Origin of the sequence: Sphingomonas sp. Leaf34, from assembly GCF_001421805.1 — a bacterium.
Taxonomy (GTDB): domain Bacteria; phylum Pseudomonadota; class Alphaproteobacteria; order Sphingomonadales; family Sphingomonadaceae; genus Sphingomonas.
This window is the reverse complement of the sequence record NZ_LMLC01000005.1, coordinates 255,668-268,391: the sequence shown is the minus strand read 5'-3', so window position 1 is coordinate 268,391 and position 12,724 is coordinate 255,668. Positions and strand designations below refer to the sequence as shown.

Here is a 12,724-nt window from a genome sequence, read left to right as displayed (position 1 = left end):
GCATGAGCGTTGCGTTTCGCCGGGAGAGCGACGAGGAACATCTCGAGCCGAAGTTCGAACAGCCGATCGCGCCGGGGCCCAATCTGGTCACGGTGCGTGGGTTGGCGCTGATCGGCGAGCGGGTGGACGCGATCGAGGCTGCCGTTGCGGCAGAAACCGACGAGCAGGCTCGCAAGGTCCTCCTGCGCGACCTGCGCTATCGGCACACGCGCCAGACGACCGCGGAGATCGCGCCGTCGCCCGAGGAGGACGAGGTCGGGATCGGGTCGCGTGTCCGGGTTCGCATGAACGGCGTCGAGCGGGTGATTGCGATCGTCGGCGGCGACGAGGCCGAGCCTGGCGAGGATCGGCTGGCGTTCTCGGCGCCTTTAGCGCGCGCGCTGATGGGCGCAGCGGTCGGCGAAAAGGTCGCGTTCGCGGATAAGGCAGATGCGATCGAGGTGCTCGCGATCGACAAGGATGAAGGCTGATGGCTGAAGCGAAATTCGAGCGGCATCGTCAGGCGTGGACGCAGGACGAGATTCAGAAGCTGCACACGCTCGCCAAGAAGGGCATGGCGCTGAAGGCGATCGCCAAGGCGCTGACCCGGAGCGAGGAGTCGGTAAAGGTAAGGGCGAAAGAAGACTCGCTCAATATCGCTAAGTTGCGGTAGGGGCTTTCGCCTGACGTCATTCTGGACTTGATCGAGGATCCAGAGCCACGAGCGTAGCCGCTTATGGCTCTAGATCCTGACTTTCGTCAGGATGACGGAAAATCGACCCAATGCACCACCCCGGCGGAGGCCAGGGCCCAATTGGAAAGGTCGTAGTAACGGCGCGCAACCTGCGTCATGCCCGTCCCCCAATTGGGCCCCGGCCTTCGCCGGGGTGGTGTTTTCGTTGAGAGCAAGCGCTACCCTAAATTCCCCTTCCGCTTGCGGGAGGTGCTAGGGGAGGGCAGTGCCGCATACGCGCCGGTTCGCTCCTGGATGCGTTCCCTCCCCCGACCCCTCCCGCAAGCGGAAGGGGAGCTTTGGTGATCTGTCTTGGCGATCTCTCCCGACTACGACGCGATCATCCTTGGCGCAGGCGCCGCCGGCCTCATGTGCGCCGCGGTCGCCGGCCAGCGTGGTCGAAAGATTCTGCTCGTCGATCACGCCGAGCAGGCGGGCAAGAAGATCTTGATCTCCGGCGGCGGGCGGTGCAATTTCACCAACGTCCATACCGCGGCTGACCGCTACATTTCCGCCAATCCGCATTTCGCAAAGTCCGCGCTGGGCCGCTACACCGCGCAGGACTTTATCGCGCTCGTCAACTCCTACGGGATCGCGTGGCACGAGAAGACGCTGGGCCAGCTCTTCTGCGACGGCTCCGCCAAGCAGATCGTCGAGATGCTGCTCGACGAGTGCGACAAGGGGCGGGTCGATCTGTCGCTTGGCCGCGCGGTCACCGCGGTCGAGCATGCCGATGGCCGATATCGGGTGTCGCTCGACGGCCGCACCGTCACCGCGCCGGCGCTCGTCATCGCGACCGGCGGGCCATCGATCCCGAAGATGGGCGCGACCGGCTTCGCCTATGACCTGGCGCGGCAATTCGGGTTGAAGGTGGTCGAGCCGCGCCCCGCACTCGTGCCGCTGACGCTGGGCGGCGACGAAATCCTGTTTCGCGAGCTTTCCGGGGTCGCCGCGGATGTCGTCGCGACCGCCGGCAAGATCAGGTTCCGCGAGGCGGCGCTGTTCACGCACCGTGGGCTGTCGGGCCCGGCGATCCTGCAGGCGTCGTCCTATTGGCGCAACGGCCAGCCGATCGGGATCGACTTTCTGCCCGACCGCGACTCCGGCTGGCTGCCCGCCGCCAAGCGTACCACGCCGCGTGCGACTCTGCGCAAACTGCTCGCAAACACGCTGCCGGACCGACTCGCGGAGACTTTGAGCGACCGATTGGGCATGGCAAACGAGATTTCCACGCTCACCGATCGCAAGCTCCAGGACGCCGAACGCGCGCTAAGCCATTGGCAGTTCACGCCAAATGGCTCGGAGGGCTATGCCAAGGCCGAGGTCACCGCGGGCGGAATCAGCACCGCGGAACTCTCCTCGCAAACAATGCAAGCCAAACGCGTACCAATGCTGTATGCAGTCGGCGAAGCGGTCGATGTCACAGGGTGGCTCGGCGGCTACAATTTCCAATGGGCATGGTCGAGCGGGTGGGCCGCGGGTCAAGTCCTGTAGGGACCACCACGCCAGAGCCTTGCCGTTGCGTAAGCCGGCCACCAAGTAGGACGTACATGCCTTTTACAAATATTCCATCGCTTCTTTCCGAGGCGCTCGCCGCGCGTGGCTATACCGCGCTGACCCCTGTGCAGGCGCACGTGATCGAGGACAATGCGATCGGTCGCGATCTCGTCGTGTCGGCGCAGACCGGTTCGGGCAAGACCGTCGCGTTCGGCCTGGCGATGGCCGGCGAGCTGCTTGGTGAAGCAGGCGAAGACGGCGTCCAGCGCCTGCCCGCCCCCCACAAGCCGCTCGTGCTCTGCATCGCGCCGACCCGCGAACTCGCACTCCAGGTCAGCCGCGAGCTGATGTGGCTCTATGCCAAGGCCGGTGCGCGCATCTCGACCTGCGTCGGCGGCATGGACGCCTCGAAAGAGCGTCGTTCGCTCGCACACGGCGCGCACATCGTCGTCGGGACGCCTGGCCGTCTGCGCGACCATCTCGAGCGTGGCGCGCTCGACCTGTCGGCCTTGAAGGTCGCGGTGCTCGACGAGGCCGACGAGATGCTCGACATGGGCTTCCGCGAGGATCTCGAGCAGATCCTCGACGCATCGCCCGAGCAGCGCCGTACGCTGTTGTTCTCGGCGACGATGCCGCGGCCGATCGTGGCGCTTGCCAAGCGCTACCAGAAGGACGCGCTGCGCATCTCGACCGTCGGCGAGGATCGCGGTCATGGCGACATCTCGTACCAGGCCGTCACGGTTTCGCCGTCCGAGATCGAGCATGCAGTGATCAACCTGCTGCGCTTCCACGAGGCGGAGACGGCGATGCTGTTCTGCGCGACTCGCGATAACGTGCGCCATCTGCATGCGAGCCTGGTCGAGCGTGGCTTTGCCGCGGTCGCGCTGTCGGGCGAGCATTCGCAGAACGAGCGTAACGCGGCGCTGCAGGCGCTGCGTGACCGCCGTGCCCGCGTCTGCGTCGCGACCGACGTTGCCGCACGCGGGATCGATTTGCCGACGCTCAGCCTCGTCGTGCACGTCGAGCTGCCGCGCGATGCCGAGACGCTCCAGCATCGCTCGGGTCGTACCGGTCGTGCGGGCAAGAAGGGCACCGCCGTCCTGATCGTGCCGTTCCCGCGTCGCCGTCGCGTCGAGATGATGCTCCGCGGTGCGAAGATCAACGCGGAATGGGTAAACGCCCCGACTGCCGAGGACATCCGCAAGAACGATCACGAGCGGCTGATCGGCATGCTGTTGCAGCCGGTCGAGGTCGAGGAGGAGGATCGCGCGCTCGCCGTCCGCCTGATGGCCGAGAAGACGCCGGAAGATATCGCCGCCGCCCTGGTGCACATGCACCGCGCGACGATGCCGCAGGCCGAGGACCTGATCGACCAGAGCAAGCAGTCGGTCAGCGACGATCGTTCGCAGGGTCCGCGCGCGGGCTTTGAGGACACCGTCTGGTTCCGCATGGATATCGGTCGTCGCCAGAACGCCGATCCGCGCTGGATCCTGCCGCTGATCTGCCGTCGCGGGCACATCACCAAGTCCGAGATCGGGGCGATCCGCATCGGCCCGAACGAGACCGCGTTCGAGATCCCGCGTGCGGTGGCGTCGCGCTTCTCGGCGGCGATCCAGCGCACCGCGCAACAGGGCGAAGAGGAGAGCGGCGTCGCGATCGAAGCCATGCAGGGCGCGCCCGAGAGCGGTGCGCGGCATGACGGCGGCGGCGGTCGCAGCAATGCGGGCGGTCCGCGCTCGACGCTGCACCGGGCGGCCCCGCGTGGCGGTCCGGCTCCGACCCGCAAGCCGCCGTATCGCGGCAATCGCGAGCGGGGCTGAGCCATCGCGATCCTCCCCCACAAGGGGGAGGTGTCGCCGAAGGTGACGGAGGGTGAGGACGCGCAACGGATGTTGTGGATGCCTCCCCCTCCGTCAGGCTGATGCCTGCCACCTCCCCCTGGCGGGGGAGGATCGAGGGGGATCGGCTTTGCGGATTGCGCCCGGTGCGCTGGTGCCGCCCCCCCCTACCTCCGTCATCCTGACGAAAGTCAGGATCCAGAGTAACGAACGCCGTCCTGCTTGATCCTGGGTCCTGACTTTCGTCAGGATGACGAGAGGGGTGAGATGACTATGACCGACCTGCCATCCCCGCTGCGTATCCTTGTCGATGCCGACGCGTGTCCCGTCAAAGACGAGATCTACAAGGTCGCGTGGCGCCATGCGGTGCCCGTCACGATCGTCGCCAACAGCCATTTCCGCATCCCCGTCCATCCGCTGATCAGCCGCGTCGTCGTCAGCGACGGGTTCGATGCCGCCGACGACTGGATCGCCGAGCAAAGCGATGCGAAAGCGGTGGTGATCACCGCCGACATCCTGCTCGCCGATCGCTGCCTGAAGGCCGGCGCTACCGTGCTGGCTAACACCGGCAAGCCGTTCACCACCAGCTCGATCGGCGGCGCGATCGCGACGCGGGCGATCATGGCCGATCTGCGCGCGGGCGGCGACGTGATCGGCGGGCCGGCGCCGTTCTCGAAAAGCGACCGGTCGAGTTTCCTGTCCGCGCTGGACGCGGCCCTGGTCCGGCTGAAGCGCGGCTAGGCGCCCGCGGCACGACCCGTTTTACCGGCTGGCGAGCACGCGCGGGGTTGCCATGCCCGCCTCGGCATCGGCATAGGCGCGCGTTCATTGAAGGACGACGCATGCAGATGGACGCTGGCGGCCCGGCCTTGGGGCTGGATTTCGGCACGACCAACAGCGTCGTGGCCTTGGGGACGAAGGGCGGCGCCCCCGAACTCGTGAGCTTCGCCGCCCCCGCCGAGACGAGCCCGGTGTTCCGCTCGGCGCTGTGCTTCTGGCAGGACGACAGCGGCAAGGGGCTCGCGTCGGATGCGGGGCCGTGGGCGATCGCCGAATATATGGAATACCCGCTCGACAGCCGGTTCATCCAGTCGTTCAAGTCGGTCGCGGCGATGAAGACGTTCGAGCAGGCCTCGGTCTTCGACAAGCGCTATCGCTTCGAGGAGATGGGGCAGCTGTTCCTCGAGAAGCTGATTTCGCATGCGGGCGGCAAGCTCGACACGCGGCCGCACCGGATCGTGGTCGGGCGGCCGGTCGAATATGCGGGGGCGCGGCCCGACGAGGCGCTGGCAAGGACGCGCTATGACGCCATGTTCAAGGGCTTCGGCGCGGAGATCCATTATGTCTATGAGCCGCTCGGCGCGGCGTACAGCTATGCAACGCGGCTGACCGAGCCGGCGACGATCTTGGTGGCGGATTTCGGCGGCGGTACGAGCGATTTCTCGGTCGTGCGCGTGGCCGAGCCGGGCGCGGCGCGGCGGTGTACGCCGCTCGGGCATGCGGGCGTCGGGATTGCGGGCGACCGGTTCGATTACCGGATCCTCGACCGGCTGGTGCTGCCGATGCTGGGCAAGGGCGGCGCGTACAAGTCGTTCGGCAAGGAGCTGGAGATCCCGCGCGCCTATTTCGCCGATTTCGCGGACTGGTCCAGGCTGGCGCTGATGCGCAACCGCAAGACGATGACCGAGCTGGAGCGGTTGCAGAAGACCGCGGTCGATCCGGACGCGATCGGGCGGATGATCGCGGTAATCGAGAATGAGCTGGGCTATCCGTTGTACGATGCGGTGGGGTCGCTCAAGCGCGCGCTGTCGAGCGGCGAGGACGCGCATTTCCACTTCGCGGGGGCGGGGCTGGAGATCGAGGCGGACGTGACGCGTGCGCAGTTCGAGGGCTGGATCGCCGACGACGTGGTGCGGATCGAGGCGGCGGTGGACCGTGCGCTCGAGGTCGCGAACGTCGGTGGGGGCGATATCGACCGCGTGTTCCTGACCGGCGGGTCGTCGCTGATCCCGCGCATCCGCCGGATCTTCGTCGAGCGGTTCGGCGAGGCGGCGATCATGAGCGGCGGCGAACTGACGTCGATCGCGCACGGGCTGGCCCTGATCGGCGATCAGGACGACATCGCGGCGTGGTCCGCCTGATGGTGCCGCGGGTTCTGCTGGGGACGGCGCAGGTCCCGGGCGGGGGCGAGCTTCGGCTGCTCCAGCGGGGTGCCGAGTTTTCGATCATGCTCGGCGCGAACGAGCTGATGAACAGCCGGCTGAGCGGCTCGGAAGAGGCGCTGGCGGAACAGGCGTGCGACCGGATCGGTGCGCGGCCAGGCGTGCGGATGCTGATCGGCGGGTTGGGCATGGGGTTCACGTTGCGCGCGGCGCTCGCGCGGCTGGGGCCTGATGCCGAGGTGGCTGTGGCGGAGATCGTGCCCGCGGTGATCGAATGGGCGCAGGGGCCGATGGCGGCGCTGCATGGGGAGAGCCTGACCGATCCGCGGACTAGAATCTTCGAGGGCGACGTGGCGACGGCGATCGGCGAGGGGGAGTGGGACGCGATCCTGCTCGATGTCGACAATGGTCCGGACGGGATTTCGCGGCCCGGTAACGATCGGCTGTACGGGGCGGCGGGGCTGGCGCGTGCGCGCGCGGCGCTGCGGCCCGGCGGGGTGCTGGCGGTGTGGTCGTCTGCGCCGAGCAAGCCGTTCGCCAAACGGCTCGACGAGGCGGGTTTCGCGGTCGATGAGGTTATCGCGCGGGCTACGCGCAAGGGTGGGGCGCGGCATGTGATCTGGTTCGCGACCAAATCTTGATCGGGCGCTGGACCGTCTTGGTCGCGCTGTCGGCGGTGGTTGCGGCAGTGCTGGAACTCGTCGGGCTGCCCGCGGGACTGTTGCTCGGGCCGATGATCGCGGCGGTGGCGCTCGCGGTGCGCGGGTGGTCGTTGAGCGTGCCCCTATCGGCGTTTCGCGCGGCGCAGGCGGCGGTGGGGACGCTGATTGCGGGCTCGATCACGACGGGGATCGTCGCGACGGTCGCGGATCACTGGCCGGTGTTCCTGATGGTCAACGGCGTCACGCTCGCGGCGAGCAGCGTGCTCGGTTATCTGCTGAGCCGGTGGCAGGTGTTGCCGGGCACCGTCGCGGTGTGGGGATCGACGCCGGGGGCGGCGAGCGCGATGGTGCTGATGGCGCAGGCGTATGGCGCGGATTCGCGGCTGGTCGCGGTGATGACCTATACGCGCGTCGTCTGCGTCGCGGTGGTCGCGTCGGTGCTGGCGGCGGTGATGGTCGGCGGCGGGAGCGGGCATCACGTTGCCGCGACGTGGTTCGCGGCGGTCGATCCGATTGCGGTGCTGCGGACGATCGCGATTGCCGGTGTTGGTGCGGGGGTTGGTGTCGCGCTGCGGCTGCCGGCGGGGGCGCTACTCGGCTCGCTGGTCGCGGGGGCAGCGTTGAACGTCACCGGGATCGCGCAGCCGGTGTTGCCGCAGTGGCTGCTCGCGATCAGCTATGCGGTGGTCGGATGGAAGATCGGGCTGTCGTTCACGCGCGACACCTTGCGCGTCGCGGGCAGGGCGATGCCGCGAATCCTGCTATCAGTGGCGCTGCTGATCGCGTTCTGCGGCGGAATCGCGGCGGCGTTGACGCGCTGGTGGGGGATCGATCCGGTCACCGCCTATCTCGCGACCAGCCCGGGCGGGATGGATTCGGTCGCGATCATCGCTGCGTCGAGCCCGGTCGACGTGCCGTTCGTGATGGCGCTGCAGGTGCTGCGGTTTCTCGGGGTGTTGCTGATCGGGCCGCCGCTCGCGCGGTTCGTGGCGACGCGGCAGGGCGGGGTGCCGCCGGTTATTCCGAGTTAGGGCGATCGGCTGATCCTCCCCCGCCAGGGGGAGGTGGCTGGCACTTGCCAGACGGAGGGGGCGGGAAGGGTAACAGCGGTTGCGTGTCCTCCCCCTCCGTCACCTGCGGTGCCACCTCCCCCTGGCGGGGGAGGATCAGCTAGCTTTTGGTCGGGCGGTAGGCTTCGACGTCGATGTCGTGGCGTTTGAGCTTGTCGTAGAAGGTTTTCCGCGGGATGCCGAGCGCCGCGAGCGCGGAGCGGACGTCGCCGCTAACCTGTTGCAGCGTCGCTCGGATCGTCGCTTCCTCGAACTTGTCGACGCGCGCGGGGAGGGGGATGTCGCTGTCTTCGTCGACCGCGTCCTCCGCCTCGACACGGAGCACCAGCCGCTTGGCGAGGTTGTCGAGTTCGCGGACGTTGCCGGGCCAGTCGTGCTGGCCGAGATAGGCGAGCGTCGCGGTGTCGATGGTCGGCACGTCGCGGCCGAACCGCTCGGCAGCCTGGTGGAGCAGGTGGCCGAACAATAGCGGAATGTCGTCGCGACGTTCGCGCAACGGCGGGATGCGGAGGCGGACCGCGTCGAGCCGGAACAGCAGGTCGGCGCGGAAGCGGCCGTCCTCGACCGCCTGGTCGAGCCCGGGTTTGGCGGCAGCGATCACGCGCAGGTCGAGCGCGCGCGGCAGGTCGCCGCCGACCGGCATCACCTCGCGCTCCTCCAGCACGCGGAGCAATTTCGCCTGGAACGCGGGGAGCGTGCTCTCGATCTCGTCGAGGAACAGCGTGCCGCGGTTCGAGGCCTCGATCCGGCCGGTGCGCGGCAGCCGCGAGTCGCCGTCATGGCCGAACAGCTCGATCTCGGCGACCGCCTCGGGCAGCGCGGCGCAGTTGACCGCGACGAACGGCCGCGAGCGGCGGTTGCTCCAGCGGTGGAGGAGGACCGCGACGAGCTCCTTGCCGGTACCCGTCTCGCCCTCGATCAGCACGTCGATATCGGCCTGCGCGATCTGGCGCATGGTTTCGCGGAGGCGGACCATGACGGGCGTTTCGCCGATCAGCGGCTCGGCGCCGATCGTCTCCTCGGCGGCCGCACGCAGGCGGCGATTGTCGAGGACGAGGCGGCGCATTTCGAGCGCACGCCTGGCGCCCGCGATCAGGTGATCGGTCGCGAAGGGTTTCGGGATGAAGTCGAACGCGCCGTTCTTGAGGGCTGCGACCGCCATCGCGACATCGCCGTGGCCGGTCATCAGCAGCACCGGGATCTCGTGGTCGATCGCGGCGATCCGGCGGAACAGCTCGAGCCCGTCCATCTTCGGCATGCGGATGTCGGACACCACTGCGCCGTCGAACCCGGCGGTCACACGGGCCAGCGCGACGGTCGGATCGCGCTCGGCGATCACCGCGATCCCGGCGAGTTCGAACGATTGTTCGAGCGCGCCGCGCAGGACGTCGTCGTCGTCGACAAGGAGAACGGCCTGCTCTGTCATGCTTTTACCAGGATCATGCGGAAGATCGCGCCTTCGGGGGCTGGGACGAGGTCGAGCGTGCCGCCGAACTCGGTCATGATGTCGCGTGCGATGCCGAGGCCGAGGCCGAGGCCGTCCTTCTTGCTCGTCTCGAACGGGGTGAAGAGATGGTCGGCCATCGCGGGCGCGATGCCGGGGCCGTTGTCGGCGACGGTCAGCACGACGTCGCGGCCTTTCCGGCCGACCGTGACGCTGACTCGGGCGTCGCGCCGGTCGGCGACCGCGTCGAGCGCGTTCTGGAGGAGATTGACGAGGACCTGCTCGAGCCGGACGCGGCCGGCGATCACGGTCAGCCGCGCCTCGGGACCGGTGGGGAGGTCGAGCGTCACGCCCTTCGCGCGGAAGCGGTCGCCGATGAGCAGGCGGACGCCGTCGACGGCTTCGTCGAGCGCGACCGGGCCGATCGACCCTGCGCCGCGTCGTGCGTAGCGGCGCAGGCCGGCGGTGATCGTGCCGATCCGGCTGGTGAGGTTGACGATCGACTGGAGGTTGGTCGCCGCGCGTGCGGGTTCGCCGCGCGCGAGGAAGGCGGCGGCATTGTCGGCGAAGGTGCGGATCGCGGCGACCGGCTGGTTGATCTCGTGCGCGACGCTGGCGGTGATCGTGCCGATCGAGCCGACCCGGTTGGCGTGCGCCAGCTCCTCGCGCGCCTGGCGAAAGCGCTGGTCGGACGCCTCGCGCTGCTCGACCTCGATCTGCAGCCGGTCGGCGGTGGCGCGCAGCTCTGCGGTGCGCCGCGCGACTTCGGCCTCGAGTTCGGCGCGTGCGCCCGCGTTGCGCTTGCGGCGTGCCTGAAGCCACCAGGCGGCAACGATCACCGCGATCGTCAGCAGCGCCGCGATCGCGGTCGCCCAGCGCGTGCGTGCCGCAGCGGTGCGCAACGCGGCGTCGAGCGGCTCCATATGCACCAGCCGCCAGCCTGCGATCGGCACCGGGAGCGAGACCGCGATCGCCGGCGACCCGTTGGGCAGCCGCGACACCCCCTCGTGCCATACGCCGCCACGCAGCGTCAGCGGTGCCGGGTCGAGCGGCGAGGTGCCGAACTGGCGTGTCGCGATCAGTGCCGCGCGACGCGCAGCGGGCAACGTGCGCGTCGTTCGGAATTCGAGCTTCGGATCGCTCGCGATCAGGATGATGCCATCGGGATCGGTGACGAAGGTCGCCATCATGTCCTGGATCCACGCGCGTGCGATCTTGCCGAACTCGACCTTCACCACCACCACGCCGAGCGGCCGGCCGTCCCGATCGATACGCCGCGACAGATACAGGCCAGGCCGCCCGCTCACGCTGCCGAGCGCGAAGAACTCGGTCGCGCCTGACGCCATCGCCTTGGTGAAATAGTCGCGATAGCGATAATCGTGGCCGAGAAAGCTGTCCGCGCGTGCGGCGTTCGAGGCGGCGATCGTCATGCCCTGCGTATCAAGCGCGTAGATTACCGGGGCGCCGGTCCGCGCCGCCAACAGTGCCAGCTTCGCGTTGAGCGCGGGGTCGACCGTGCCCGAGGCGAGTGCGGCACGGACGTCCGGATATTCGCCGAGCATGACCGGGAGCAGGCGATAGGTCTGCAGCTCCGCCTCGAGCAGGCGAAGGTTGCTGCGGGTCTGCTGGACCGCGCGCAGCCGCACCGACGCGGTCGCGTCCGCCACCGCGCGTGGGCCGTAGATCGAGGCAACTCCGGCGACGACGATGCCGAGCGCGGCGAATGCCAGCAGAACGGCCAGCGCGGTGATGAAAAGGGGGGATTTGAACCGCGCCATTTGTGCGGATTATCACACACCAAAGCGTCCCGCTACCGCTGAAAAGTGACATTTTTCGCACATCAGAAGACAGGGTATGTCCATAAACCACGCAAAACCAACGTTTTAGATAGGGTCCGACCCGGTATTGTAGTCCGCGGTCCGGCCCGGCATTACCGTCGCCATAACGTCCCGTGACAACGGGCGAAGGTTTTCAGGAGGCGATGTTGACCCTACCATCCCAGACATATGGCGTCGCGGAAACGCCCGCGCGCAAGCGCTGGAGCGGCCAGCTCTACATCCAGGTGCTGATCGCGATCGCGCTGGGCGCGGCACTCGGGCATTTCTATCCGACGTACGGCGCAGCGCTCAAGCCGCTCGGCGATGCGTTCATCAAGCTGGTGAAGATGATCATCGCTCCGGTGATCTTCCTGACGCTCGTCACGGGTATTGCGGGCATGAAGGAACTGGGGTCGGTTGGCCGCGTCGCGGGCAAGGCGTTCGCCTACTTCCTGTTCTTCTCGACGCTCGCGCTGATCGTCGGCCTGATCGTCGCCAACGTCGTCCAGCCGGGCGCGGGGATGAACATCGACGCCGCCTCGCTCGATACCAAGGGCATCGCCGACTACACCGTCAAGGCGCACGAGACGACGATCACCGGGTTCCTGATGAGCATCATCCCGGACACGATGGTCAGCGCGTTCACCGAAGGGAACATCCTTCAGATCCTGCTCGTCGCGATCCTGTTCGGCATTTCGCTCAGCCTGGTCGGCGAGCCTGCCAAGCCGGTGCTGAACTTCCTCGAGCGGCTCAGCCTGATCGTCTTCAAGCTGGTCGGCATCCTGATGCGCGCAGCCCCGCTCGGTGCGTTCGGCGCGATCGCGTTCACGATCGGCAAATACGGGATCGGCAGCCTCGCCAATCTCGGTGCGCTGGTCGCGACCTTCTATCTGACCGCAATCCTGTTCGTGGTGGTCATCCTCGGCACCGTCGCGCGCCTGACGGGCTTCTCGATCTTCAAGCTGATCAAGTATCTGAAGGCCGAACTGCTGCTGGTGCTCGGCACGTCGTCGTCGGAAGCCGCGCTGCCGAACCTGATCCAGAAGATGGAGGCTGCGGGCTGCGAGAAGTCGGTCGTCGGGCTGGTCGTGCCGACCGGCTATTCGTTCAACCTCGACGGTACCAACATCTACATGACGCTGGCGGCGCTGTTCATCGCGCAGGCGACCAACACGCATCTGACGCTCGGGCAGGAATTGCTGCTGCTGGTCGTCGCGATGATCTCTTCGAAGGGGGCGGCGGGCGTGACCGGCGCGGGCTTCATCACGCTGGCCGCCACGCTGTCGATCGTGCCGACCGTGCCGATCGCGGGCATGGCGCTGATCCTCGGTGTCGACCGCTTCATGAGCGAGTGCCGTAGCCTGACCAACTTCATCGGAAACGCGGTCGCGACGATCGTCGTCGCCCGCTGGGAAGGCGCACTCGACCGCGACAAGCTCGACGCGGCGCTGTCGGGCAAGCTTCCCGAGTTCGTGCCGGCGGCGCTGCCCGCCGATGCCGCGACTGCCCATTGATGTCGGTG

11 protein-coding genes are annotated in these 12,724 nt (G+C 67.8%); 9 read left to right on the top strand and 2 right to left on the bottom strand.

Features of this window, described 5'->3' with window-relative positions; all coding sequences use genetic code 11:
- Positions 1–2 precede the first annotated feature (2 nt).
- The 8 genes from ASF00_RS15670 (at position 3) to ASF00_RS15635 (ending at position 7,902) form a co-directional block, all read left to right on the top strand.
- Complete coding sequence (locus tag ASF00_RS15670) at positions 3–470, top strand: GreA/GreB family elongation factor (protein ID WP_055881389.1); 468 nt, start codon at positions 3–5, stop codon at positions 468–470.
- Positions 470–652: a hypothetical protein gene (locus ASF00_RS15665; protein ID WP_055881387.1), complete on the top strand. Its 183-nt coding sequence runs from the start codon at positions 470–472 to the stop codon at positions 650–652. Before ASF00_RS15670 ends, ASF00_RS15665 begins: the two co-directional genes overlap by 1 nt.
- 372 nt (positions 653–1,024) lie before the next feature.
- A complete protein-coding gene (locus ASF00_RS15660) occupies positions 1,025–2,206 on the top strand; it encodes an NAD(P)/FAD-dependent oxidoreductase (RefSeq protein WP_055881384.1) in 1,182 nt (393 codons plus the stop codon).
- A 56-nt stretch (positions 2,207–2,262) separates the two neighbouring features.
- Positions 2,263–4,029: a DEAD/DEAH box helicase gene (locus ASF00_RS15655; RefSeq protein WP_055881382.1), complete on the top strand. Its 1,767-nt coding sequence runs from the start codon at positions 2,263–2,265 to the stop codon at positions 4,027–4,029.
- Between the two features lie 285 nt (positions 4,030–4,314).
- Positions 4,315–4,788: a YaiI/YqxD family protein gene (locus tag ASF00_RS15650; RefSeq protein WP_055881378.1), complete on the top strand. Its 474-nt coding sequence runs from the start codon at positions 4,315–4,317 to the stop codon at positions 4,786–4,788.
- Between the two features lie 107 nt (positions 4,789–4,895).
- Complete coding sequence (locus ASF00_RS15645; RefSeq protein ID WP_055882361.1) at positions 4,896–6,188, top strand: Hsp70 family protein; 1,293 nt, start codon at positions 4,896–4,898, stop codon at positions 6,186–6,188.
- Positions 6,188–6,850: a hypothetical protein gene (locus ASF00_RS15640; protein ID WP_055882357.1), complete on the top strand. Its 663-nt coding sequence runs from the start codon at positions 6,188–6,190 to the stop codon at positions 6,848–6,850. Before ASF00_RS15645 ends, ASF00_RS15640 begins: the two co-directional genes overlap by 1 nt.
- On the top strand, positions 6,847–7,902 hold the full coding sequence (locus ASF00_RS15635; protein WP_200910557.1) for an AbrB family transcriptional regulator: 1,056 nt from the start codon (positions 6,847–6,849) through the stop codon (positions 7,900–7,902). The genes ASF00_RS15640 and ASF00_RS15635 overlap by 4 nt, the downstream gene beginning before the upstream one ends.
- Positions 7,903–8,041: 139 nt before the next feature.
- On the opposite strand, the gene ASF00_RS15630 is transcribed toward ASF00_RS15635, so the two are convergent.
- Together ASF00_RS15630 and ASF00_RS15625 are read right to left on the bottom strand one after the other, a co-directional pair.
- On the bottom strand, positions 8,042–9,367 hold the full coding sequence (locus ASF00_RS15630; protein ID WP_055881372.1) for a sigma-54-dependent transcriptional regulator: 1,326 nt from the start codon (positions 9,365–9,367) through the stop codon (positions 8,042–8,044).
- Positions 9,364–11,163, bottom strand: a complete 1,800-nt coding sequence (locus ASF00_RS15625) for a sensor histidine kinase (protein WP_055881368.1) — start codon at positions 11,161–11,163, stop codon at positions 9,364–9,366. The genes ASF00_RS15630 and ASF00_RS15625 overlap by 4 nt, the downstream gene beginning before the upstream one ends.
- A 206-nt stretch (positions 11,164–11,369) precedes the next feature.
- Between ASF00_RS15625 and ASF00_RS15620 the strand changes: the two genes are divergently transcribed.
- A complete protein-coding gene (locus tag ASF00_RS15620) occupies positions 11,370–12,716 on the top strand; it encodes a dicarboxylate/amino acid:cation symporter (RefSeq protein ID WP_268795105.1) in 1,347 nt (448 codons plus the stop codon).
- Positions 12,717–12,724 lie beyond the last annotated feature (8 nt).